This window comes from Bradyrhizobium sp. RP6, assembly GCF_003837805.1.
GTDB lineage: Bacteria > Pseudomonadota > Alphaproteobacteria > Rhizobiales > Xanthobacteraceae > Bradyrhizobium.
In genome coordinates, this window is the sequence record NZ_RQIT01000021.1 from 71,094 (window position 1) to 94,626 (window position 23,533).

Below are 23,533 nucleotides of genomic sequence, written 5' to 3' on the forward strand. Positions count from 1 at the left end.
CGATTTGCAGGGCGCGGCAAAGTCGCTAAAGAGGACGCCAGCGTCAGAACAGGGGAAGGAATTCGGGATGGCAAAGGATAGTCTGTGCGCAATCGTGACGGGGTCGGCGTCCGGCCTCGGCGCGGCGACTGCGGCAATTCTCGCGCGGAGCGGGGCGCGGCTCGTCATCAACTATTCGTCGAGCCAGAAGGAGGCCGAGGCCACGGCTGAGCTCTGCCGCAAGGCGGGCGCCGCTGAGGTCCTGGTCGCGCAGGGCGACGTTTCCAAAGATGAGGACTGCCGCAAGATCGTTGCAGCAGCCAGCGGATGGGGCCGGCTCGACGTGCTCGTCAACAATGCCGGCACCACCAAGCATGTCGCTCACGCCGATCTCGACGGATTGTCGGCGGAAGATTTCCAGCGGGTCTACGGAGTCAACACGATCGGCCCGTTCCAGATGGTGCGCGCGGCGCGCAGCCTGCTCGAGGCCGGCGCCAAGGCTTCGGGGCGACCGTCCGCGGTGGTCAACGTGTCGTCGGTCGCCGGCATCAGCGGCGTCGGCTCGTCGATTGCGTACGCCGCGAGCAAGGGCGCGCTCAACACCATGACGCTGTCGCTGTCGCGCGCGCTGGCGCCGCTGATCCGCGTCAACACGGTGTGCCCCGGCTATATCGACACCCCCTGGTTCACCAAAGGCCGCGGCGAGGCGGGAGCCAAGCAGGTGCGCGACGGCGTGGTCGCCAAGGTGCCGCTGAAGGTGGCCTCGAGCGCAGAGGATATTGCCCAGCTCGTCTGCTTCCTGGCGATGCCGGCCTCCAGCAACATGACCGGCGAGGTCGTGCGCATGGATGCGGGGATGCATTTGATTACTTAGTTCGTCATTGCGAGCGCAGCGAAGCAATCCAGAATCCCTCCGCGGAAATTGTCTGGATTGCTTCGTCGCAAGGACTCCTCGCAATGACGGTGAGGAGGCGGTTTGCTTCTCTCATTGTCGGCGTCTTGGCGCTACCCCTTGATCACGCCGCTCGCCACCAGCCGGTGCCAGATGAACAGCACCACCACCGCGCCGATCGTGGCCGTGATGAAGCCGGCGCCCTGGTCGAGGCTGTAGTGCCCGATGGCCTGGCCGATGAAGGTCGCCAGAAATGCGCCGGCGATGCCGAGGATGGTTGTGAGGATGAAGCCGCTCGGATTGTTCGGCCCCGGCGCCAGCCAGCGCGCGATGAGGCCGGCGACGAAGCCGACGACGATGATCCACAACAGGCCGCCTATGCTCATGAGTGTGCTCCCCTTCCCGAGAACGAGTCGATCGGATTTCGACTAGATTCTGCTCGAGATCTCGTTCTCGTTCGGCAGCCGCCCATCCGGCGTCAGATGGTCGACCACCTGCGGCAGGTATTGGCTGAGACCGGAGAGTAGCTCCTCACGTGACAGGCCGCTCTGGGCGGACAGGCTGTCGATCTGGTCGGCGCCGAGTGCGCTGGCGAGATCGCCCGGCGCGATCGGCTTGTTCTCGCCCTTGCCGACCCAGGAGTTCGCGGTGTCGCCGTGACCGCTCTGCTGGAGTTGGTTGAGGAGATCGCCGAGCCCGCCGCTGAGTACGGTGCCGGCCGCGCCGCCAGCAAGCAGGCCGCCGAGGCCACCCTTGAGTGCGTCGCTCAGGCTGCCACCCCCACCCGCGTTCACCGGCGGAGGCGCGGGCGTCGGCGACGGTTGCGGCGCCGAGCCGGACTGGTTGTCGGTGAAATGCTTGAACGCCTTCCAGGCGAGCAGGCCGAGGAGCGCCATGGTCATCGGCGACATGCCGCCGGACGATTTCTCCGAGCTTGGCGTGCTCGGGCCGCGCGGGCCGTTCTGCATGCCGTTGAGGACGTCGAGTAGACCCATGGTGCTCTCCCGTTCGGCGAGTGCTCGCCGCTGACTTGCCCCCCGGATCGAAAACATATGGGGCACTCATGACGGTTACAAGGCGGCTGCGACGCGATGGGCAGCCGGCCTGGCCTCTGCTATCGAAGATGGGCCCTTCAGGTTGAGCAAGGCGAGTTTATGACAAATCCACCAATCGTAGTCGCCGGCGCGGGTGCCATCGGCTGCTTCGTCGGCGGCATGCTGGCCGCTGCGGGCCGCCGCGTCGCACTCCTCGTGCGGCCGCGAGTGAAGACCGAGATCGAACGGTTCGGCCTGCTTCTGACCGATTTCGACGCCTCCGAGAGGAGGCTCGGCGCGGGTCAGCTCGCGCTATCGGAGGACCCCGCGATCTTCCACAGCGCAGGTATCGTGCTGGTCACGGTGAAGAGCGCCGACACCGCCGATATCGCGGATCAGATCGCGCAGCATGCGCCGCAGGATGCCATCGTCGTCTCGCTCCAGAACGGCATCGGCAATGTCGCGGTGCTGCGCGAGCGGCTTGGCGGCCGCCGCGTGCTTGCCGGCATGGTGCCGTTCAACGTGATCGCGATGGGCGAGGGCCGTTTCCACCGTTCGACCTCCGGCGACATCCGCATGGGAGAGGATCCGGAGAACACGGCTGCGGCGCTTTCGGTTGCCGGTCTCGCGGTGCGCGCGAGCGCCGACATCGCCGGTGTGCAATGGGGCAAGCTGATCATCAATCTGAACAATGCGCTCAGCGCGTTGTCCGACATGCCGCTCGCCGCGCAACTGGCGAACCGCGACTGGCGCAGATTGTTCGCCGACCAGATGGCCGAGGGGCTCGCCGTGCTGAAGGCCGCCGGCATCACGCCGGTCTCGGCGACGCCGATCCCGATGGGCTGGTCTCCGGCCTTGCTACGGCTGCCGGATGCGATCTTCAAAGCGATTCTGGGACGCACGATGAAGATCGATCCCGAGGCGCGCTCCTCGATGTGGCAGGATCTGAAGCAGGGCCGCAAGACCGAGATCGACTATCTCCAGGGCGCGGTCATCGCGCTCGCCGAGCAGAACAATGTCAGCGTGCCGCTGATGCGCCGCATTGTTGCGCTGATCAAGGAGGCTGAGGCGGCCGGCAAAGGTCCGCTTCGTCTGACGCCGCAGCAGATCCGCGGGTAGCGCCCGAGGGAGGAACGCATGAAACGTCGCTTGGTAATCGGGCTCGCGCTGACCGCCTTCTGCGGCACATCGACGCTCGCCTATGCAAGGCCGCCGACGGTGATGAACTCACCTGGCTATGACAGGCGATTGCAGGAGAGCCGGTCGCAATTGGGGAGTTCGCCGATGGTGACGGAGCCGGCGACTGCGCCGGTGGCCAAACCGAAGCAGGGCAAGAAGAAGCGCACGAACTGAGGGTGGGAGCTGATCTCGATGCAACTCGTCATTGCGAGCGCAGCGAAGCAATCCCAGAATCGCGCCGCGGAAAGACTCTGGATTGCTTCGCTGCGCTCGCAATGACGGTCGTGGGTGCAGCTCAGCCCTTCTTCGCGGGCTTGCTCGGCGTCGGGTTGAACAGCTTCTTCAGATCATTCAAGCTTTCCGATAGCCGCGGCCATTCGCAGGAGAACGAGCCCTTGGTGCAGGGCGCGCCCTTCGGCCTCGGGCTTGCGGCCTGCTGCACCTTCGGCCGCTCGAGCGGGATCGGCACGCGCGCGGTCTCGGTGCGCAGCGCGACCTGTTGAAGCTGCTGCAACTGCTGTTCCTGCTGCTCGCGCTGCTGGCGGGCCATGGCTTGAGCCGCTTCGTTGCTGCGGCGCTGATTGGCGAGATAGGCGGTGTAGGCCTCGTCTATTTTCTTCTGCTCCTCCGGCGTCGGATTGGGGCCGGCGATATCGAAGGTGCGATCCTGGAGGAAGTCGTAATAGGAATAGCCGCCACCCGGCTTGCGGCGGCCGGCAAACTTGGCGTTGCAATCTGCAAGCGCGGATGTCTTCTCGGTCTTGGTTGCGGCTTTCTCGGCGGCGTCGGCGCATTCCTCGAAATCGACCGGCGCGCGTTTCCACCATTGCGCCTCGGCATGCGCATGCGTCAGCAGGAAAAATCCTGCTGCGGTCATGAGAAGCAGCGCCGCACGACGCGATGTAGCTACGGCCGACATTCTACGAGAGCATTCCTTGAAAGACTCAACCCGAACTGAGTCGAGACGGATTTTTGCCCCTTTCTCGCCGCCTTGTCACCCATGGAACTCGGTATTTTCATGGCCGGAATGCTGACATTTTGTGCTTGACGTGGCGCGGGAGTCACAGCGCCCTGCCGGCAGACTGTTACACTCATGCCGTGAGTGCCTCACCCCCGAGGCATCACCAAGAAGACGAAGTGGAAACGCCTGATGCTGCTGCCCCTGTCCGACGTGCCGCGCTGGTACGCTGAACGCAAACCGCATGGCACGATCGCCATCCGCCACGGGCAGGACACGCTGACCTGGGACGAGCTCGAGCGTGGCGCCAACCGGCGCGCCCGGGCATTCGCGGCCAGGGGCGTCAAGCCCGGCGATTTCGTCGCGATCGGCTTGCCGAACGGCAACGCGTTCTTCGAGACCTCCTTTGCGGTATGGAAGTGCGGGGCGACGCCGACCTCGCTGTCATGGCGGCTGCCGCGCGGCGAGGCCGCTGCCGTGCTCGACATTCTGAAGCCGGCGCTTGTGGTCGGCGGCGAGGCCGACTGGAATGCGCCCAACCGGCTGCCTGTGGACTTCGTGCCGGAAGGGTTCTCGGACGAGCCGCTCGATGCCCCGGTGGCGCGCTATTGGAAAGCGATGACCTCGGGCGGCTCGACCGGCCGTCCCAAGGTGATCCTCGATCATCAGCCGGCGGTGACCGACACGGTCGCCGCGCCGCCGCTCAACATCCCGCTCGGGGTTTCGCTGCTCAATCCCGGTCCGCTCTACCACAATGCGCCGTTCATCGTGTCGCATTACGCGCTGTTCGCCGGCGGCCAACTCACCGGCCTCGTCAAGTTCGATGCCGAAGAGACGCTGCGCCAGATCGAACGCGAGCGCGTGCAATGGGTCAATTTCGTGCCGACCATGATGCACCGGATCTGGGCGCTGCCGGAGAACGTGCGCAACGCCTACGATGTGTCGAGCCTGCAGACCGTCTTCCATATGGCCGCGCCGATGCCGCCCTGGCTGAAGGAGAACTGGATCGCCTGGCTCGGGCCCGAGCGGGTCTGGGAGCTCTATGGCGGCACCGAGCGCCAGGGCGCCTGCATCATCTCCGGCACGGAATGGCTGACGCACAAGGGCTCGGTCGGCAAGATCGGCGACATGGCGAAGCTTCGTATCATCGGCGAGGACGGCAATGATGTTGCGCCGGGCGAAACCGGCGAGATCTACTTCCTCAACAACGACGGCAAGGACGCCACCTATCACTACCTCGGTGCCGAGCCGAAGCGCCGCGCTGACGGCTGGGAGTCGCTCGGCGATATCGGCAGGCTGGATGCGGAAGGCTATCTCTATCTCGGCGACCGCCTGGCCGACATGGTCTTGCGCGGCGGCGCCAACATCTATCCGGCTGAGGTCGAGGCCGCGGTTTCCGCCTGCCCCGGCGTGCGCTCCTGCGTGGTGGTGGGACTGCCCGATCCGGAATTGGGTCAGCGCGTGCATGCGATCATCGAATCAGAGCCTGATGCGGACGGCCAGGCCATCGCCGACGGCATGGCCGAATTTTTGAAGGACCGGCTCAGCCGCTACAAGCATCCTGAGAGCTTCGAGTTCGTCGGCGCTCCGCCGCGCGATGATTCCGGCAAAGTCCGCCGCACGCTGTTGCGCGATGAGCGCGCAGCGTGGATGAGGGAGGGGCGCGCCTTCCGGATTTGGCCGGCGAAGGCGCGGGCGCACGTCGAGTAAGACAGATACGGAAGGACTGACATGACGATCACCATCGCAGCGAGCAGCGTGCCAAAGCCGCCGGCCGATATCATCGAGGGTTTCAGGGGCGCGCCGACTTCGGTGATTTCGGACAATCTCGCCCGCTTGCCGGGCGCGGTGGGGCTAAGGCCCTATCATCGCGGCGGCAAGCTGGTAGGGACGGCCTTCACGGTGCGCACCCGGCCCGGCGACAATCTCGCCATCCATCGCGCGCTCGAGCTGGTCGGCCCGGGTGACGTCATCGTGGTCGACGGCGGCGCCGACGAGACGCGGGCGCTGGTGGGCGAGATCATGAAGAACATTGCGCAGTGGCGCAAAGCCGAAGGCTATGTGATCGATGGTGCGATCCGCGACGTCGCGGCTTTCGCGGCCGACGACTTTCCCTGCTATGCGCGCGCGGTGATCCATCGCGGTCCCTACAAGAACGGCCCCGGCGAGATCAACGTGCCTGTCAGCGTCGGCGGCAGCGTGATCTCGCCCGGCGACATCGTGGTCGGCGACGAGGACGGCGTGGTGTCGTTTCCCGCCGCCGGTGCCGCCGCGCTGCTGGATGCGGTACGCGTGCAGGTCGCGCGCGAGGAGGAGACGCTGAAGGCGATCCGCGAGGGCCGCTACCAGGGCTCGTACGGAAAGTCCTGATCGGACGAGAACGAAGCGGAGGATGCCGTGAGCCAGAAGGACGAATTCCACAACATCGACGATACCAGCGACGGGCTTTTCCGCGAGCTCGCAAGTGGCGTGACCACGCGCATCTTCTCCGGCGAGCAGGCGATGCTCTCGGTGGTGACGCTGGCGCCGCATGCGCAAGGTACGCTGCATCATCACCCCGAGGAGCAATGGGGCGTGCTCCTCGACGGCTCCGCCATCCGCGTCCAGGGCGATGAGGAAATCCCGGTGAAGAAGGGCGACTTCTGGCGCACGCCGGGCAACGTGCCGCACACCATGCGCGCCGGCCCGGACGGCGCCCGCGTGCTGGACATCTTCAGTCCGCCTCGGCCAGAATACAGAAAAGCAGGGTCGGGCTTCGGAACGACCTGAAGCGCTCGGCGCTTCAGGTATCTATCTGGAGCATGATCTTTCCGGAAAGCTGCTAGCTTTCCGGATCATGCTCGAGCGCCAAAGAGCAAACAAAGCCGGGCGCAAAATCACAGGGAGGGGACAATGACGATCACAAGACGCACGTTGCTGGCCGCGCCCGCCATTCTCGCCGTGGCGCCCGCGGCTGCACAGGCCGGAAAGATCACGCTTGTCGTGCCGTTCCCGCCGGGCGGCTCGACCGACGCGATGGCGCGGCTGCTGCAGAGCAACCTACAGACAAAACTCAATCGCATCGTGGTGGTCGAGAACAAATCCGGCGCGGCCGGTGCGCTCGGCGCGGCGCAGGTCGCCAAGAGTCCGGCGGACGGCTCGACCTTCCTGGTGACGTTCGATTCCCACGCGGTGATCCCGGCGATTCTCGATAAGCCGCCGGTCGATGTCGAGCGCGAGCTGATGCCGGTGCTGCTGATCGGCACCGCGCCTTACGTGATCGCCGCGGGCGCCGGCCGTCCCTACAGGAGCTTTGCCGACGTGGTCGCGGCCTGCAAGGCGACGCCCGGCGCGGTGAAATATGCCTCGGTCGGCATCGGCACGCTCGGCCATCTCGCCATGACGGTGCTCGGCAGCAAAGCCGGCGTCGAGATCATGCACGTGCCCTACCGCGGCGGCGGCCCTGCGATGAACGACGTGCTCGGCGGCCATGTCGACCTGATCGCGGGATCGGCCGCGCTGGTCGCAGCCCAGCTCGGCACCAACATGCTGCGCCCGATCCTTCAACTCGGCCGCGAGCGGTTGCCGGCCCTGCCGGACACTCAAACCGCGATCGAGGCCGGCTTCCCGGATTTCGAGACGCTCGCCTGGTGGGGCATCTTCGCCCCCGCAGGCACGCCGACCGAGATCGTTTCGGCCATGGCGACGGCCTCCAAGGAGATCCTGAACGAGCCTGCGACCGCTACCCAGCTCAAGGAGACGCAGCACATGACGCTGCTGCTCCAGGAGGGCGCCGCCTTCAAGACCTTCTTCGACAAGCAGGTCGCCTATTGGGGCAAGGTGGTGAAGGACAACAACATCAGGGCGTAGGGCTGCTGGCACTCATCCGCACACGGATGCGGCGCTGCAGGCGTGTCGGGCACCAAGCCGGCCTAAATTTGTTGCAATAAGTCGATGGGCCGTCTCGGTGAATTGCCGGCGCTCGGTCTGCTACCCCCGGTATAAAGGCGATTTCGGCCTGTTTGCGAGAAGCAGCCCTCAACCGGAAGGCGCTGCGCGGCCAATCGCAGACCTTGCATTTGCCCGCCGATAGCTGTTTGCTATCCTTCCACCTGGCGGTTGTGCCTGCCCAGAGTTGTTGAGCTGTGATGATCAGAGTCGACAACACGTCCCCGGAAGGCGGCTCGGATCAGAGTCGACCAAGGCGGCACAGCGCCGCCACGGTATTCATTGATGTCGTTGGCTACTCGCGGCTGATGGGAGCGGACGAGGAAGGCACGCACAAGCGGTGGATGTCGTTGCGAGCCGACGTCATCGAGCCGCGTGTTGCCTCGTGCGGCGGCGATGTGATCAAGAGCACAGGGGATGGCCTGCTTCTGGAGTTCGAGCAGCCGGTTGACGCGATCCGCTTCGCGCTCGACACTCAACTGCATCTGGCCGAAGCTTCCGCTGGCGCAAGCGAATCGCTGCAACTGAGGATGTCGGCAAATGTCGGCGACGTCATTGCTGAGCGCGACGACATCTACGGCGACGGGGTGAATATCGCAGCCCGCCTCCAGGAATTTGCCGGCGCGGGCGGCATTGTGATTTCCGGCGCCATTCACGATCGCGTCAAGGATGATGTGCACTACCATGCCGCCGATCTCGGCTTCCTGACGCTCAAGAACATCGAGCGGCGCGTTCGCGCATTCAAGATATCGCATCAGCAGTTGCGTCCTCCGACCGTCTCGGTAGCTCACGCGCTCAAACCGTCAGTCGCGGTATTGCCCCTCCAGATGCTCGGACTTGAGGCAAAGGATGCCTATCTCGCGCAGGGAATTGTCCACGACATCGTCGCTTCGCTGGCGGGTATTCGCGAGCTGTTTGTCGTATCCAGCACATCGACGCTGGGATTCAGCGATCCTACGATCGACCCGGCTGCCATCTGCCACCGCCTGGGTGTGCGATACCTCGTGACCGGAACGCTGACCCGTCAGGGTGAGCTGTTGCGGATGCGGGTGCAATTGATCGATGTCGATACCCGCTCCATGCTGTGGACCAATCAGTACGAAGCGTCGATCGCGCAGCTCTTCGATGTGCAGGAGAAGATCGCGACCAGTATCGCATATGCACTGCTTCCGCACATTCATATCTCCGAGCTGCAGCGTGCCGAGCGCAAGGTTCCACAGAGCATGAACGCTTATGATCTCGTTCTGCAGGGAATGTACCGACTGTACCGCCTCGGCCACGATGACATGATTGCCGCGCGTAGCTTGTTCGAGCGTGCCTTGGAATACGATCCGCACTATGCCGCGGCCTATGCATTAATGGCCAAGTGGTACATCCTGCACATTGGTGAGGGTCATTCCACTGACTTCAAGGCCGATTCGGCAGAAGCGCTCAGACTTGCGTCGCGGGCGCTCGAGTTCGAGCCGTCAGATCCTGTTGCGCTCGCCATTTTCGGACACATCAATTCCTTTCTGTTCGCCGCGTATGACCGTGCTCTCGATGCTTTCGACCGTGCCATCTGGGGAACGCCCAATTCTGCCATTGCGTGGTCCCTGAGCGCATCGACCTATTGCTATCTCGGTGACGGCCCCCGTGCAGTGGCGCGAGCGTCCTATGGTGTGTCGCTGTCGCCGCTGGATCCGTACGCCTATTTCTATCAGTCGGCGCTCACCAACGCGCACTACACCAATGAAACCTTCGACGAGGCCGTGCATTGGGGCACGAAGGTCATGGCAGCTGCTCCGCGGTTTGCCGCGAATTTGCGGCTTCTTGCCGCGAGCCTCGTGGCCGCCGGTTCTATCGAGCGGGCGCGCGAAGTTGGCGCCGCGCACATGAGGATCGATCCCTCGTTCTCAGTTGAGAAATATTGCAGTTGGTATCCAATCAAGCAGCCGGACCGGCTCGCTCTACTTGCTGAACGATTGATTGAAGCTGGGTTGCCTCGCTGACGGCGCGATAAGTGCACCGTGGCCCTTGGTGGCCGCCCATAACATTCAGGATCCCACAAAACAGCTCTGGAGGATGACATGGGGATGGGAATGGGAATGGGAATGGCCTTCGGTGCCACGCCACCCGAGCTCGGCTTCCGACCCCTGACCTTGCAGTACGACCTCGGGCCGAACACGGACCCGAGCTTTCCGGAGAAATTGCTGCCCAAGGAATGCTGGAAAGACAGGATCGGCCCATGGGATCCCGACGTCCTTTGTCTGCTCTCTCTCACGGAGTTCATAAGGGATACCGATTGGGACACGATCCACACGGACCTCGCCGCGGAGCGGCCGACTCTGCTCGCCTGGGACCCGAGCAAGCCGGACTATCAGGATTTTGTGGCCGGCGAGATCCTGCAACTTCAGCTGCTCATGCAGACCGATCGCGAGCGCTACATGGGCGAAATCGTTGCGCAGCATGACAATGCGCCCGGATACTGGGTGAGCCTGATGGCGGCCAATAATCGTGAGCACCACTATACGCTGGTGATCATGAATCTTGCCGTTCGCATCGGCCAGATCGTGGCGGCCTTTTACAAGGACTACTACAAGCGACCGCGGCCATCGTACGCCTGCCCAGGCTTGCTGCCGGCCTTCGGCCCACCAGCACATGCTTCATTTCCAAGCGGTCATTCCTTGCAGAGCTGGCTCATGTCTCTGTTTCTGGAGGAGGTCGCGTGTTCCTACAAGTGTGAACTCGAATGGCTTGCTGACAGAGTCGCAGTGAACCGCGAGCGAGCGGGGGTGCACTATCGAAGCGATACCGAGGCGGGAAAGTTCATTGCCGAAAAGTGCAAGGCAAAGATCATGGCTCTGCCTGTCAGCTCCAAGACCAAGATGCTTTTCGAGGCGGCCAAGACGGAGTGGAAGCCAGTAACAACGGCGCCCGCGCCCGCTCCGGTTTAAGCGGCATTGCCGGAGGTCATGACGGCCGATCTTGCGGCAAACGCCGGTCCAGACCGGCGCAGGCTCTACGAAAGGGTCCACTCCCGATAACCGAGATTGTTGTCGGCGCGGACAAGATCCGCGACGACCACGGGACCGGTAGCACATGGCAGGGTGGACCCCGTATCGATGTTGCTGCGGTCGCCCGCGACGGTCGCGCGGGCGAGCAAAGCGTTTCTCTTCCCGGCCTGTGGTGTCCATCTGAAGGGTCCGAATTTCACCGGAGCCCCATTGGGTACGTAGCGCTGCGTCGTGTCGCCATCGAGCAGCTCCCAGCCGGTCGATGCGGTATTCCAGACATCGGCAGCATCGTCAGTGGCCGCGAACACGCTGACCGTCGCGCCGTTTGCCGGCTGGGCGCCGCGGTTGCGGAGAATGACGTAGATATAGTTGACATAGCCCGGGCGCGGCGCCTCATGTGGCGCGCCGTCACCCTCGCTGTGCTGGACCCATAGAACCTCGGGAAGCGCTGACCAAGTGTCGCTGTATTGGTATTCTCCCTTGCGTCCATCGTCGACGTAAATATCGATCGGCGGTGCGCTGCCCGGCTTGTTTTGGCCGGGCGAAGAGGTCTGATACAGGCCCTGTTGCTCGAAACTCCAGCGGACAACCTTGTGCAGCATTCCGCCGTGCCGTGTCGATCCCTCATAGTCGAGATCGGGCGTGCCGACATCCGCGTCCATGAGGGCGGTCGCGAACTGGGTCGCTTCGCCTGTCGGCTCCGTTTCAACGGCCCCGAGCGAAGCTATGGCGCGGACGATGAGGTAAGCAGTGTAATATGCGGCCGCCCGGCGGCGCTCGAGGTCCGGCTCGCGTGCCGGATTGCTGCGAACCGCATCACCCCCCGCGGCGAGATAGAGCCGGAACAGGGTGCTCGACAGGATCTGCTCGGAAATGTAGCCGGCGGGATCACGGGCGCCGTAAGTGGGTGCGGGTTTCTCATAGAGCGTACCGCTCCAGCCCCAGCCTTGCTCGACCTTGCGGTCGTGCCGCCGCAACGGCAGCTGGACAAAGGGGAACGTCACCCCACGCCAGGCCTTCGGGAGCTTCGACGCCGGATCACACATGATCGCTCCGAGCGCGTCGCCGGCGCTGTGAGCGAAATCGAATTCGGTCGAGCCGGTCGCGGCAAGGATCAGGACATGACAGAACTCGTGCCATACGAAGCGCACGTCCGCGACGAGCCCCAAGGGGTGCTTCCAGGTGTCCGAAAGATCTGCGAGGGCAAACAGCATCGCGACGTTCCAGGGCCGCTGTGCGGTGTCGCCCAGAAACGGCGTCACGTAGGCATTGATGCCGCGGCCGTCATGTGCGCCGGACCCCGCCAGGAGCTTGGCTCGATGGTCGACGGTCAGGGGCAGCCTGACATCATGGAAGTGATCTTGCAGGCCGAAGCCGAATCCGCGGATCAGTCGCATCATGGAATCGCAATGACAGTAGGCGCTGACCGCGGCGAATTCATTCGTTCGAGCCGAGAAGGCGAATGGGGGTACCTGCTCCGGCGGATCGTATTTCTCGCCGAGCGCGGCCGGCTTGCGCACCGTTACCCGCGGACCGGACAGCCTGCGCTGTCCGCCGCCGGCGTGTTCGAGGTCAAGCAGTGCCACGGGGTCGCGCTGTTGGTCGAGAGTGGTGCCGCCGCTGTCAGGTCGTATGTGGAACGTGCCTGTCTTGCTGGAGGGATCACTAAGGAAGGCATACCCGGCGCACGCCGACGCGATTGGGGTCTTGCGGATAAGCCTTGTCGCGAGAGGATCAAAGACGACCCGGTGCGCAATCGAGTCGCCGTTTGCCACCGGCAGGAAAACCGTGGCGCTGGCCGCCAAGCCAAGCCCGCCATTCTCGTACACGGTGCTGGGCTCGCTTCGATGATACGTAACGAGTCGTCCCTCTGCGATTGCGTCCGGCGACACAAAGCCCAGGACAGGGCCGAGCCAGCCTGCGATCTTTTCCGCGTCAAGGCTGTCGGCCCACTCCGGATTGAAATCGCGAAACGCCCTTTCAACGAAGCCCGGCTTGATCGACAGGTTGGCATTCATGAGCAATGTTGATCGGGCACTGGTGATTTGCCACCGGCCGGTCTGCCGCCCGTAATGTGCGACGACACGGATGCTGCCACCCTGAACATCGGGGACGAAATTAAAACCCTTGACCTTGGTCGGAAGTGTTTGCTGACACCAGACGACCGTCGTCTCGATCTCGCCATTGCGCTTCAGTTCGCGGCGCTGTGACCATCGAAATCCTGATTTGTCGGATCGGCCCGGTCCGTTGGAATCGGCCGTGTGGTCGAGGTGGTCCAAATCGTGGTGGCTGAGCGGCAGCAAAGGCGGATCGGTGTCGGACGCCAGCCTCAGATACGCGACTGCGGCTTGCTGCGCTGACACGTCAGGGTCGGCCACTGCTGGCGTCTGCAGATGGCGCAACTCACGAACAACCCCGTCCGCATCCTTCTCAATCAGAAGATCTGGTTCTTGCGGAAGATTCATAGCTCACCTCAAGGGGTCTCGATCTCCGGCACGACGGGAGGCAAGCATGCATCGGGCGGTGACCCAAAGCAAGGTTCGTTCCTCCAGGTGGAAAAGTAGTGGAAGAACAGACCTCTATGTCCACCGCCTCGTCACGCCCCGCGCAACGGCCGCGCGAAGCTGAGTTCATGGCCGTCGGGGTCGGTGAGATGGAAGTAGCGCTCGCCCCATTCGGCATCGCGGGGCGTGGTCGACGGCTGCCATCCCGCAGCGCGCGCCTGCTCGTAGGTCGCGTCCACGTCGGCGACATGGAAGATGACGCGGCCCCACCAGGACCAGCGCCTGTCGTCCGGCTGCGCCGTCAGGTTGAGATAGCCGCTGCCGGCGCGAAAGCTCGTGAATGCTGCGGCTTCGCCGCCATACAGCAGCTCGAACCCGAGCGAGCGGTAGAAGTGCACGGCGCGCGCCATGTCGTGGGTGCCGAGCGTGATGGCGCTGATGCTGTCGATCATGTGAGCTGCTCCGCCAGGAGGGATTGGGCCGCGATTGTACAGCCGCCTTGTTCAGCTTGACGATGGTCCGGCCCGCCTTGCGGCTTGGCGAACCGCATCCTGCTCTGCTATGAGGGGGCCGAACCTGCAACTGTGGGGTTCCGCGGTCCCGTAGCTCAGCCGGATAGAGCGGCGGTTTCCTAAACCGTAGGTCGGAAGTTCGAGTCTTCCCGGGATCGCCATTTTCATCTTTCCTCTCGTATCGCGTATCAGGCCGAGATCCGCGCGAAGCGCTTGCGATATTCGGCGGGCGTCACGCCGACGTGGCGGGCAAATGCACGGCGCAGCGTGTCCGCGTCCGCAAAGCCGCAATGCAGGGCCACCTGCTTGGGCGCTTCGTTTCCAAGCTCCAGCAGGCGCCTCGCCGCGTTGACGCGGGCTTCCTCGACCCAGGTCGCAGGGGTGGTTCCGACTTCGGCACGGAATAGCCGCGCAAAGTGACGCGGGCTGATGTTTATGCGCGCTGCGAGGCTCGCGACGCTGTGGTCCAGTCCGGGATTGGCGGCGACCCAGCGCTGCAGCTCCTGCAGTGCGGCACGGCCGGCGGGGACGGTCTCGCCCTTGCGGCTGAACTGCATTTGCCCGCCCGGGCGCTTGAAGAACATGACCAGCTGGCTCGCAACCTTCATCGCCGTCTCGCGCCCGAGATCCTCCTCGACGAGGGCGAGCGCGAGATCGAGCCCCGCAGTGACACCGGCAGCCGTGCGAAGCTTGCCGTCGGTGATGTAGATCGCGTCCTTGTCCACGGTGACTGACGGGTATTTCTCGGCAAGTCGGTCGGCGACTGCCCAGTGTGTCGTAACTCGTCTGCCGTCGAGGAGGCCCGCCGCTGCAAGGAAGAAGGCGCCGCTGCAAACCGACCCGAAGCGCCGGGACCTGGTCGCCCGCCGGCGGAGCCAATCGGTCACGACGCCGTCAGCCGGCACGTCGCCGGCATGCGGGCATCCCGCGATCAGCAATGTGTCGATGCTCTCCTGGAAGCCGCGATCGATGATCCGGTCCGGCATCAGTCGCACGCCTGAAGAGCTGCGGATCGGTCCGGGCTCCGTCCCAGCCACCAAGAGCACATAGGCCTGATGGCCGGCCTGCACGTTGGCCTCGGCGAAAACGTCGAGCGGACCCGCCACGTCGAGATGCTGCACCCCGGGCAACGCCACGATCACAACTGTCCTCGGTTTCGGCTTCGCGCTCATGTCCGCCTCGGTCGGTATTTGTCTGTTTTAGACGTGTTACGTAAATTGAAGACAGAATAGCCCGGCTTTAGCTTGCGGGCGAGCAGAGATTTCAGGAGATCCTCATGCCAGAGATTGCCAAAGCCGCCGCCATTCCCGACAGCAAGCTTGCGCGCGCCATCACCCACTACATCCGTGACACCGAGACGGATCTGCTCTTCAACCATTCCAGCCGCGTCTATCACTTCGGCGCGCTCGCGGGCATTCGGCGCGGGCTGAAATTCGACCGCGAGCTGCTCTATGCCGGCGCGATGTTTCACGACATCGGCCTGATGCCGGGCCATGGCAGCAAGCACGAACGGTTCGAAGTCGACGGCGCGCACGCCGCTCGTGACTTCCTGCGCAGCCATGGCATCTCCGAAGCCGACGCCTACACGGTCTGGACCGCGATCGCGTTGCACACGACGCCGGGCGTGCCGCAGCACATGCATCCCGTCGTCGCTCTGGTGACCGCCGGCGTCGAGATGGACGTTCTCGGCCTCACCTACGAGGATTATTCCAGCGACGAACGCGAGGCGGTGGTGGAGGCTTTTCCGCGAACGCCGCACTTCAAGGAGGACATCATCCAGGCGTTCTATGACGGCATCAAGCACAGGCCGGATACCACCTTCGGCAACGTCAAGGCCGACGTCATCGCCGACAAGGAGCCGCATTTCCATCGCGGCAATTTCTGCAGCGTCATCCGCGGCTCGCATTGGCACGGCTGAGCCGGCGTTCGGCGCCGCCGCGCGGCCCTACCGCTTCTTTCTTCAAACCACCGATCGGGAATCATCACATGAGCGACAAGCCACCCCATCTCACGCACGCGACCGGCGCTCCCGTCAGCGACAACCTGAACATCATGACCGCCGGGCGTCGTGGCCCCGCCCTTCTGCAGGACGTCTGGCTGATCGAGAAGCTGGCTCATTTCGACCGTGAAGTGATCCCCGAGCGGCGGATGCATGCCAAGGGATCGGGCGCCTTCGGCAGCTTCATCGTAACCCATGACATCACCCGCTATACCAAGGCGAAGATCTTCTCGCAGATCGGAAAGCAGACGCCGATGTTCGCACGGTTCTCGACCGTCGCCGGTGAGCGCGGCGCGGCCGACGCCGAGCGCGACATCCGTGGCTTTGCGCTGAAATTCTACACCGAGGAAGGCAACTGGGACATGGTGGGCAACAACACCCCCGTATTCTTCTTCCGTGATCCCCTGCGCTTCCCCGATCTCAATCACGCGATCAAGCGCGACCCGCGGACCGGGATGCGCAGCGCCGACAACAATTGGGATTTCTGGACGCTGCTGCCGGAGGCGCTGCATCAAGTCACCATCGTCATGAGCGAGCGCGGCATTCCCAAGAGCTATCGTCACATGCACGGGTTTGGCAGCCATACCTACAGTTTCCTCAACGCTGCCAATGAGCGGACCTGGGTGAAGTTTCACTTCCGCACGCAGCAGGGCATCGAGAACCTGACGGATGCCGAGGCCGAGGCGCTCGTCGGCAAGGACCGCGAGTCTCATCAACGCGACCTGTTCGGGAGCATAGAACGCGGCGATTTTCCGCGCTGGACCATGTTCGTGCAGGTCATGACGGATGAAGAAGCCAAAGCGTTTCCGTTCAACCCCTTCGATCTGACCAAGGTCTGGCCCAAGCCGGACTTTCCGCTGATCGAGGTCGGTTATTTCGAGTTGAACCGGAATCCCGAAAACGTCTTTGCCGAGGTCGAACAGGCGTCCTTCTCGCCGGCTCATGTCGTGCCCGGCATCGGCTTCTCGCCCGACAAGATGCTGCAGACTCGTCTGTTCTCTTATGGAGACGCTGCGCGCTATCGGCTCGGCGTCAACCATCACCTGATTCCGGTCAATGCCCCAAAATGCCCGTATCACAGCTACCATCGCGACGGCGCAATGCGGACGGACGGCAATTTGGGGAGAACGCCGGCCTATTTTCCTAACAGTCACGGCGAGTGGACCGATCAGCCCGATCTCAACGAGCCACAGCTGGAGATAGACGGCGCCGCCGCCCACTGGGATCATCGCGTCGACGACGACCACTATCAGCAGCCCGGAGACCTGTTCCGCAAGATGAGCGCGGCGCAGCGGCAGGTCCTGTTCGACAATACGGCACGCGCCCTCGGCAGTGCAGCCGTCCACATCCAGGAGCGCCACATCGCGAACTGCACGAAAGCCGATCCGGCCTATGGCGGCGGTGTCCGCCAAGCGCTGATGCGCCTTGCCACGGTTCGCTCGGAATAGGTGTATCGACAGCACCCCGGAAGAGAGGCATCTGCGTCGCAGGTCGGCGCGTGGCACTTACCGGGATCGCCGATTTGTCATGGGTCTTCGTCTCCGTTTACCAGGGACTCCGGCGCAAAAATTGCTAGAAGGATAGGGATTCCCTCTCTTCGGCTGACCAGTCGGCCGCCTCATAGCCACATCAGGAGACCATGATGCCTTTCGACCTCATCCTGCGCGGGGGCCGCGTGGTCGACCCTTCGCAGAAGCTCGATGCCGTGACCGATGTCGCCTTTGCCGGCGGCAAGGTCGCCGCCATCGGCACCGGGCTCAAGGCCGATCCCGGCACGGAGGTGCGCGACGTTTCGAAATACATCGTCACGCCGGGGCTGATCGATCTGCACACCCACGTCTATTGGGGTGGCACCTCGCTCGGCATCGATGCCGAGGAATTCTGCCGTCTCTCCGGCGTCACCACGGCGGTCGACACCGGCAGCGCCGGGCCGGGCAACTTCGCCGGCTTCCGCAAGCACGTCATCGAGCCGAGTCAGGTCCGCATCCTCGCTTACCTGCACGTCTCCCATGCCGGTATCTTCGGCTTCTCGCACCGGATCATGGTCGGCGAGAGCGAGGAATTGCGGCTGATGAATCCCATCGAGGCGGCGAAGGTGGCCGATGCCAACCGCGACCTCATCGTCGGCATCAAGGTGCGCGTGGGCTTGCACTCCTCGGGCACCTCCGGGGCCGTGCCGCTCGACATTGCGCTGGAGGTTGCGAACGAGGTCGGCATGCCGCTGATGGCGCATATCGACCACCCGCCGCCGAGCTATGAGGAGGTGCTGGCCCGCCTGCGGCCCGGCGACGTGCTGACCCACGCGTTCCGTCCCTTCCCCAACACGCCGGCGACGGCGCAGGGCACGGTGAAGAAGGCAGTGCTTGACGCGCGCGAGCGCGGCGTGCTGTTCGACATCGGCCACGGCAAGGGCTCGTTCGCCTTCAAAACCGCGCGCGCCATGCTCGCCAACGGCTTCTATCCGGACACGATCTCCTCCGACATCCATCAGCTCTGCATCGACGGCCCGGCCTACGACCAGGTGACCACCATGTCCAAGTTCCTGTGCATGGGCATGGAGCTGTCCGACGTCGTCGCGGCCTCGACGGTGAATGCGGCAATGGCGCTGCGGCGCCCCGAGCTCGGCAGCCTCAAGCCGGGCAGCGTCGGCGACGCCACGCTGATCTCGGTCAGGCAGGGCCAGTTCGATTATGAAGACGTCGTCGGCGAGCGCCTGATCGGGGATCGCAAGATCGTCTCCGAGGGCGTCGTCATCGGCGGCTGCTGGTGGCATCCGAATTGAGCGGCCCACGATCGAGAGCGTGCACAGGGCGCGCTATCAGTCGCGTCCAGCCTCCATGATCGCATGGGCGAGCCGCGCCGGATCGGAGAAGCACAGCTCATGGCTTCCCGGCACCTGCACCAAACGGAACAGGCCGAGCTTCTCCGACAGACGCGGATGCCAGCCATAGCTGTGCGGTAGCGCGGTGTCCTCGGTGCAGTTGATGTAGGATTTGGCCAGCGGCATCTCGGCCGGATTGGTCTTGAGCGCGATCTTGTCGGTGAAGGTCGCCAGCGGATGCGGGTTGAGGACCTCGTAAGCCTTCTGCGCCAGCGCGATATCGGCATCGTTGATGAAGGCTTCGCGCCAGATCGGGAAGGGCAGCACCACCGAGCCGTCGCCGCGCTCGGCCGCGATCGCGTCGAACAGCCCGATATAGTGCGGCGGCACCATGTCGTTGAGACATTCGCCATTGTTGGGCACGAAAGCATTCCAGTAAACCAGGCGGCGGATGCGCTCCGGCGCGAGATCGGCAACGCCCGTGATGACCATGCCGCCATAGGAATGGCCGAGCAGGATGACGTCTTTCAGATTGTTCTCGGCAAGGTAGTCGACGATCGACTGGATCGCTTCCGTTAGCCCTGTGGTCTTGGCGTCGCCCGGACGGTTGCCCTTGATGGTGGGGGTATGGACCTGATGACCGGCCGCGCGGATCGTCGCGGCGACAGGCTCGAACTCGGCTCCGGTGTGCCAGGCTCCGTGGACGAGAACGTAGGTCGACATGTTGTGGCTCCTCCCGAGGGTGTGGTTAGATCGAGGCTGCGCGGCCTTTGGCCGGTGCGGCGCGGCCGTACGTCGATTGTGGACCGGCGGCTGATTTGCCGCTTGGCTGGGAGTGAACCGGATTGGTCTTGGAGTGAACCGATGCAGCAGATCGAGCGCGCCATTCCGTCACGTCAATCGGCCTGGAATACTGCGGGCGTGCGGCCGACCGAGCAATTCGCCTATTATCGCGAGGCGATCTGCCAGGCCTTCATGAATCTGACGCCGGAGCCGGCGGCCGCAGCCGGCTTTCCGGCCAGCGTCGAGCACGTCCGTCTCGGCGATGCCGCGATCAACCGCGTCAGCTTTCCCGAACATGTGGTGCGGCGCTCTGCGGCCGACATCGCGGCATCCGACCGCAGTTGCTTCTACCTCAACCTGAAGCTGGCCGGCCGCTGTCGCATCCAGCAGGGGGATCGCGAGATCAGCCTGTCGCCCGGACAGGTCGGCATCTTCGACAGCGATCGGCAGTTCGCGCTTCTGCACGACCGCGGGCCACAGTTGCGCGTCGCCTCGTTCTGGGTGCCGGCTGAGCTCTTGCGCGAACGGTTGCCGGCCTCGTTCGATGTCGGAGCAGCGCGCGTCTCCGACGATCCCTATGTCGGCCATCTCATCGCCGAGACGGCGCGCACGCTCAGCGACGGGGCGCTGCGCCTAACCGAGGATGAGGGCGTGCGGTTGTTCCGGGCGTTGATCGAGCTGGTCGCCGTGAGCCTGTCGCGGCGCAGCCGGGCAGGCGCCGCGGAGGCCGAGGGTCTCGCCGACGCAACCACGCTGGCGGTGAAGCGTGCCATTCAACGGCGGCTCCGCGAGCCCGGCCTTGCGGTTGCCGATATCGCCGAAGCCGTAGGCATCAGCGAGCGCTACGTGCATAAACTGCTCGCGCGATCAGGCTCCAGCTTCACCGATTACGTCATCGACCACCGGCTCGACGGCGCAGCCAGGGATCTCAGGAATCCTGCGATGGCGGCCCGTGCGATCGGCGCCATCGCGTTCGACTGGGGCTTTTCGGACCTCTCCCACTTTACGCGGCGCTTCAAGCAGCGCTTCGGCTGCCGGCCGAGCGACTGGCGCGCGCGATGATCTACAGCGAGCTGGTCTACAAGGATCTGGCGATCAGCAGCTTCATGATCTCGTTGGTGCCGCCATAGATCTTCTGGATGCGGGAATCGATGAAGATGCGCGAGATCGGGTATTCCTGCATGTAGCCGTAGCCGCCGAACAGCTGCAGGCATTCGTCGGCGGTCTCGACCTGCTTCTCCGAGCACCAGTATTTCGCCATCGAGGCCGTGACCGTGTCGAGATCTTTTGCGATCAGGCGCTCGATGCACCAGTCCACGAAGACGCGCCCGATCATCGCCTCGGTCTTGCGCTCGGCCAGCGTGAAGGCGGTGTTCTGGAAATCCATCAGCGGCTTGCCGAACGCCTTCCGCTCCTTGGTGTAGTCGGTGGTGAGCTTGACCGCGCGCTCCATCGAGGCGACGGCGCCGACCGCGAGTGCGAGGCGCTCCTGCGGCAATTGCTGCATCAGCTGGACGAAACCCTGGCCTTCCTCCTTGCCGAGCAAATTCTCCGGCGGCACCGTGACGTTGTCGAAGAACAGTTCCGACGTGTCGGAGGCATGCAGGCCGATCTTGTCGAGATTGCGCCCGCGCTTGTAGCCGTCGGCACCCGCGGTCTCGACCACGATCAGCGAAATGCCCTTGGCGCCGGCATCGCCGGTGCGCGCGACCACGATGACGAGATCTGCGGCCTGGCCGTTGGTGATGAACGTCTTCTGGCCGTTGATGACGTAGGAATTGCCCTGTTTCTTCGCCGTGGTCTTCACGGCCTGGAGGTCCGAGCCGGTGCCGGGCTCGGTCATGGCGATGGCGCCGACCATCTCGCCGGAGGCCATCTTGGGCAGCCAGCGCTTCTTCTGCTCCTCCGAGCCGTAATTGAGGATGTAATGCGCGACGATGGCGCTGTGCACGGAGACCCCGGTCGTCATCTCCGGCACCGTGCTTTCGAGGTCTTCCAACACCGCTGCGTCATAGGCGAAGGTCGCACCCAGGCCGCCATATTCCTCCGGCACGCTCGCCAGCAGCGCGCCCATCTCGCCGAGCCCGCGCCAGGCAAAGCGGTCGACCATCTTCTGCTCGCGCCATTTTTCGGCATGCGGCGCCAGGTCCTTGGCGAGATATTTCCGGAACTGGTCGCGGAACGTGTCCAGCTCTTCGGTCATCCACGACGATCGGTATTGCATCAGCCCCTCGCTCTCAGACAATCAGGCCGCCACCGGCGACCACCACCTGGCCGCTGATATAGTTGGATTCCGGGCTGCAGAACAGATAGACGGCGTCGGCTGCCTCTCCCGGCGTGCCACCGCGGCCGAGCGGGATCATGCGCGACATGGCTTCGAGCATGTGCGGCTGCACGCCCACCTTGATGTCGCGGCCGGCGACGTCGATGGTCTTCTGCTGCGCCTCGATCGGTTGGGTCAGACGGGTGTTGATGAGGCCGAAGGCGACGCAATTGACGTTGACCTTGTAGCGGCCCCACTCCTTGCACATGGTTCGGGTCAACCCGATCAGCGAGGCCTTGGCCGAGGAATAGCTTGCCTGTCCGGCGTTGCCGTAGAGGCCTGCGATCGAGGAAATGTTCACGACCTTGCGGAACACCTCGCGCCCCTCCTCGGCTTCCTTCCTGGCAAAGACGCGGATCGGCTCGGCCGCCGCGCGCAGAATCCGGAACGGCGCGACGAGGTGGACGTCGAGCATGGCCTGAAACTGCTCGTCCGTCATTTTCTGGATGGTGGAATCCCAGGTGTAGCCGGCATTGTTGACGATGATGTCGAGCCCGCCGAACTTGTCCAGCGCGGCGCCGACGAAGCGGTCGGCGAAGCCCGTTTCCGCGACGCTGCCGTTCACGGCGGCGGCGTCTCCGCCGAGCGCCTTGATCTCCGCGACCACGGCGTTCCCCGGTTCGGCATCGAGGTCATTGACGACGAGCTTGGCGCCCTCGTGCGCGAGCTTGAGTGCAATCGCGCGTCCGATGCCGCGGCCGGAACCGGTGACGAGCGCGACCTTTCCCTGCAGTTTTGCCATTTTGAATGAGTCCTCTTGCTGTTACAGCGCGACGATTGCGCTGCCTTCGAGCTTGACCTCGCCGCGATCGTCCCTGGTGGTGAGCGCGAGCCGTGCGCGGCGCTCGCCATTCTCGGCGAAGATCTCGGTCACGGTGCCTTCGCAAGTCAGCTTGGCGCCGAGCTGGGTGATGGCGACGAACCGGGTGGCGAAACTGCGGAGCTTTGACGGCGGCACCGCGTCCGTGAGCGCCTGCCCGAGATAGGCCATCACCAGCATGCCGTGGGCGAACACATCCGGGAATCCGGCCGCCTTGGCAAAGTCGATATCGACGTGGATCGGATTGTGATCGCCCGATGCGCCGCAATAGAGCGCCAGCGTGTGGCGGGTGATCGGCGGAAAGACCTTGTGGACGATGCGGTCGCCGGCCTTGATGTCTGCGGATGCCATCACGACGCCACCTTGTTGCGGACGACGATGGTGCGCGCGGTATCGGCGACATGCACGCCGTCCTGGTTGGTCACCTCGCATCGGATGCCGATCAGCGTCATCGCGCCGCCCTTCTTCTCCGTCACGCTGGCCACACGCGGTCGAAAGGTCAGGGTGTCGCCGACCAAAACCGGCGCGTGATAGAGGAAGCTTTGCTCACCATGCAGCACGCTGCCGAGATCGATCCCGAGCGCGTTGAACATGTCGAACGGGTCCTCGACGTCCAGCATCTCCAGGCAGAACAAGTAGGTCGGCGGCACCGGCATGCCGGTGAATCCGGCCGCCCGCGCCGCATCCGCGTTGCGGTAGACCGGGTTCTGTTCACCCAGCGTATTGAGGAAGTAGCGGAGACGGCCGGGCTCCACGCGCGCGGTGACGGGCGTGAAGCTGCGCCCTACGGCGGACTGATCGACCATGTA

General features: G+C 64.1%; 24 protein-coding genes and 1 tRNA gene. 14 read left to right on the forward strand and 11 right to left on the reverse strand.

Annotated elements, in window-relative coordinates; translation table 11 throughout:
* Positions 1-67: 67 nt before the first annotated feature.
* Positions 68-853 (forward strand): SDR family NAD(P)-dependent oxidoreductase, encoded by a 786-nt coding sequence (locus EHH60_RS28890; RefSeq protein ID WP_124162773.1) that lies wholly within the window; start codon positions 68-70, stop codon positions 851-853.
* A gap of 131 nt (positions 854-984) precedes the next feature.
* Here EHH60_RS28890 and EHH60_RS28895 read toward each other — a convergent pair whose 3' ends face one another.
* Positions 985-1,257: a GlsB/YeaQ/YmgE family stress response membrane protein gene (locus EHH60_RS28895; protein WP_199752121.1), complete on the reverse strand. Its 273-nt coding sequence runs from the start codon at positions 1,255-1,257 to the stop codon at positions 985-987.
* A 42-nt stretch (positions 1,258-1,299) separates the two neighbouring features.
* Complete coding sequence (locus EHH60_RS28900; protein WP_199752123.1) at positions 1,300-1,866, reverse strand: YidB family protein; 567 nt, start codon at positions 1,864-1,866, stop codon at positions 1,300-1,302.
* A 159-nt stretch (positions 1,867-2,025) separates the two neighbouring features.
* Here EHH60_RS28900 and EHH60_RS28905 point away from each other — a divergent pair, with 159 nt between their 5' ends.
* Positions 2,026-3,024 (forward strand): 2-dehydropantoate 2-reductase, encoded by a 999-nt coding sequence (locus tag EHH60_RS28905; protein ID WP_124162775.1) that lies wholly within the window; start codon positions 2,026-2,028, stop codon positions 3,022-3,024.
* 18 nt (positions 3,025-3,042) lie between these two features.
* Complete coding sequence (locus EHH60_RS28910) at positions 3,043-3,258, forward strand: hypothetical protein (RefSeq protein WP_124162776.1); 216 nt, start codon at positions 3,043-3,045, stop codon at positions 3,256-3,258.
* A gap of 121 nt (positions 3,259-3,379) precedes the next feature.
* Here the strand turns inward: EHH60_RS28910 and EHH60_RS37715 are convergent, their stop codons facing one another.
* Positions 3,380-4,003, reverse strand: a complete 624-nt coding sequence (locus EHH60_RS37715; protein WP_199752125.1) for a hypothetical protein — start codon at positions 4,001-4,003, stop codon at positions 3,380-3,382.
* A gap of 231 nt (positions 4,004-4,234) precedes the next feature.
* On the opposite strand from EHH60_RS37715, the gene EHH60_RS28920 reads away from it, so the two are divergent.
* The 6 genes from EHH60_RS28920 (at position 4,235) to EHH60_RS28945 (ending at position 10,902) form a co-directional block, all read left to right on the forward strand.
* Positions 4,235-5,752 carry an AMP-binding protein gene (locus EHH60_RS28920; protein ID WP_124162777.1) on the forward strand — a complete coding sequence of 506 codons (1,518 nt, stop codon included), beginning with the start codon at positions 4,235-4,237 and terminating at the stop codon, positions 5,750-5,752.
* A 21-nt stretch (positions 5,753-5,773) separates the two neighbouring features.
* Complete coding sequence (locus tag EHH60_RS28925) at positions 5,774-6,412, forward strand: RraA family protein (protein ID WP_124162778.1); 639 nt, start codon at positions 5,774-5,776, stop codon at positions 6,410-6,412.
* Between the two features lie 27 nt (positions 6,413-6,439).
* Positions 6,440-6,811: a dimethylsulfonioproprionate lyase family protein gene (locus tag EHH60_RS28930; protein ID WP_124162779.1), complete on the forward strand. Its 372-nt coding sequence runs from the start codon at positions 6,440-6,442 to the stop codon at positions 6,809-6,811.
* Between the two features lie 123 nt (positions 6,812-6,934).
* Positions 6,935-7,891 (forward strand): tripartite tricarboxylate transporter substrate-binding protein, encoded by a 957-nt coding sequence (locus EHH60_RS28935; RefSeq protein WP_124162780.1) that lies wholly within the window; start codon positions 6,935-6,937, stop codon positions 7,889-7,891.
* 278 nt (positions 7,892-8,169) lie between these two features.
* Positions 8,170-9,957: an adenylate/guanylate cyclase domain-containing protein gene (locus EHH60_RS28940; RefSeq protein WP_124162781.1), complete on the forward strand. Its 1,788-nt coding sequence runs from the start codon at positions 8,170-8,172 to the stop codon at positions 9,955-9,957.
* 102 nt (positions 9,958-10,059) lie between these two features.
* On the forward strand, positions 10,060-10,902 hold the full coding sequence (locus tag EHH60_RS28945) for a phosphatase PAP2 family protein (protein ID WP_158626785.1): 843 nt from the start codon (positions 10,060-10,062) through the stop codon (positions 10,900-10,902).
* A gap of 65 nt (positions 10,903-10,967) precedes the next feature.
* Here EHH60_RS28945 and EHH60_RS28950 read toward each other — a convergent pair whose 3' ends face one another.
* Both EHH60_RS28950 and EHH60_RS28955 read right to left on the reverse strand, forming a co-directional pair.
* Positions 10,968-13,427 carry a hypothetical protein gene (locus EHH60_RS28950; RefSeq protein ID WP_124162783.1) on the reverse strand — a complete coding sequence of 820 codons (2,460 nt, stop codon included), beginning with the start codon at positions 13,425-13,427 and terminating at the stop codon, positions 10,968-10,970.
* A gap of 131 nt (positions 13,428-13,558) precedes the next feature.
* Complete coding sequence (locus tag EHH60_RS28955) at positions 13,559-13,918, reverse strand: VOC family protein (protein ID WP_199752127.1); 360 nt, start codon at positions 13,916-13,918, stop codon at positions 13,559-13,561.
* Positions 13,919-14,062: 144 nt separating this feature from the next.
* Here EHH60_RS28955 and EHH60_RS28960 point away from each other — a divergent pair.
* Positions 14,063-14,139, forward strand: a tRNA-Arg gene (locus EHH60_RS28960).
* A 27-nt stretch (positions 14,140-14,166) separates the two neighbouring features.
* Here the strand turns inward: EHH60_RS28960 and EHH60_RS28965 are convergent.
* Positions 14,167-15,150: a GlxA family transcriptional regulator gene (locus EHH60_RS28965; protein ID WP_124162785.1), complete on the reverse strand. Its 984-nt coding sequence runs from the start codon at positions 15,148-15,150 to the stop codon at positions 14,167-14,169.
* Positions 15,151-15,254: 104 nt separating this feature from the next.
* Between EHH60_RS28965 and EHH60_RS28970 the strand changes: the two genes are divergently transcribed.
* The 3 genes from EHH60_RS28970 to EHH60_RS28980 all read left to right on the forward strand — a co-directional run bounded on the left by EHH60_RS28970 (position 15,255) and on the right by EHH60_RS28980 (position 18,759).
* On the forward strand, positions 15,255-15,896 hold the full coding sequence (locus EHH60_RS28970) for an HD domain-containing protein (RefSeq protein WP_124162786.1): 642 nt from the start codon (positions 15,255-15,257) through the stop codon (positions 15,894-15,896).
* 68 nt (positions 15,897-15,964) lie between these two features.
* Positions 15,965-17,425 (forward strand): catalase, encoded by a 1,461-nt coding sequence (locus tag EHH60_RS28975; RefSeq protein WP_124162787.1) that lies wholly within the window; start codon positions 15,965-15,967, stop codon positions 17,423-17,425.
* 194 nt (positions 17,426-17,619) lie between these two features.
* Positions 17,620-18,759 carry an amidohydrolase/deacetylase family metallohydrolase gene (locus tag EHH60_RS28980; protein ID WP_124162788.1) on the forward strand — a complete coding sequence of 380 codons (1,140 nt, stop codon included), beginning with the start codon at positions 17,620-17,622 and terminating at the stop codon, positions 18,757-18,759.
* A gap of 36 nt (positions 18,760-18,795) precedes the next feature.
* Here EHH60_RS28980 and EHH60_RS28985 read toward each other — a convergent pair whose 3' ends face one another.
* Positions 18,796-19,521 (reverse strand): alpha/beta hydrolase, encoded by a 726-nt coding sequence (locus tag EHH60_RS28985; protein WP_124162789.1) that lies wholly within the window; start codon positions 19,519-19,521, stop codon positions 18,796-18,798.
* A gap of 141 nt (positions 19,522-19,662) precedes the next feature.
* On the opposite strand from EHH60_RS28985, the gene EHH60_RS28990 reads away from it, so the two are divergent.
* Complete coding sequence (locus EHH60_RS28990; RefSeq protein ID WP_124162790.1) at positions 19,663-20,643, forward strand: helix-turn-helix domain-containing protein; 981 nt, start codon at positions 19,663-19,665, stop codon at positions 20,641-20,643.
* Positions 20,644-20,659: 16 nt separating this feature from the next.
* Here the strand turns inward: EHH60_RS28990 and EHH60_RS28995 are convergent, their stop codons facing one another.
* The 4 genes from EHH60_RS28995 to EHH60_RS29010 are packed head-to-tail and all read right to left on the reverse strand — an operon-like array spanning position 20,660 to position 23,530.
* Entirely contained in the window at positions 20,660-21,805 is a 1,146-nt protein-coding gene (locus EHH60_RS28995) for an acyl-CoA dehydrogenase family protein (protein WP_124162791.1), read from the reverse strand.
* 13 nt (positions 21,806-21,818) lie between these two features.
* Complete coding sequence (locus EHH60_RS29000; RefSeq protein WP_124162792.1) at positions 21,819-22,646, reverse strand: SDR family NAD(P)-dependent oxidoreductase; 828 nt, start codon at positions 22,644-22,646, stop codon at positions 21,819-21,821.
* Positions 22,647-22,667: 21 nt separating this feature from the next.
* Positions 22,668-23,075, reverse strand: coding sequence for a MaoC family dehydratase (locus EHH60_RS29005; RefSeq protein ID WP_124162793.1), 408 nt, complete (start codon positions 23,073-23,075; stop codon positions 22,668-22,670).
* Positions 23,075-23,530, reverse strand: a complete 456-nt coding sequence (locus EHH60_RS29010) for a MaoC family dehydratase N-terminal domain-containing protein (RefSeq protein WP_124162794.1) — start codon at positions 23,528-23,530, stop codon at positions 23,075-23,077. Before EHH60_RS29010 ends, EHH60_RS29005 begins: the two co-directional genes overlap by 1 nt.
* Positions 23,531-23,533: the final 3 nt, after the last annotated feature.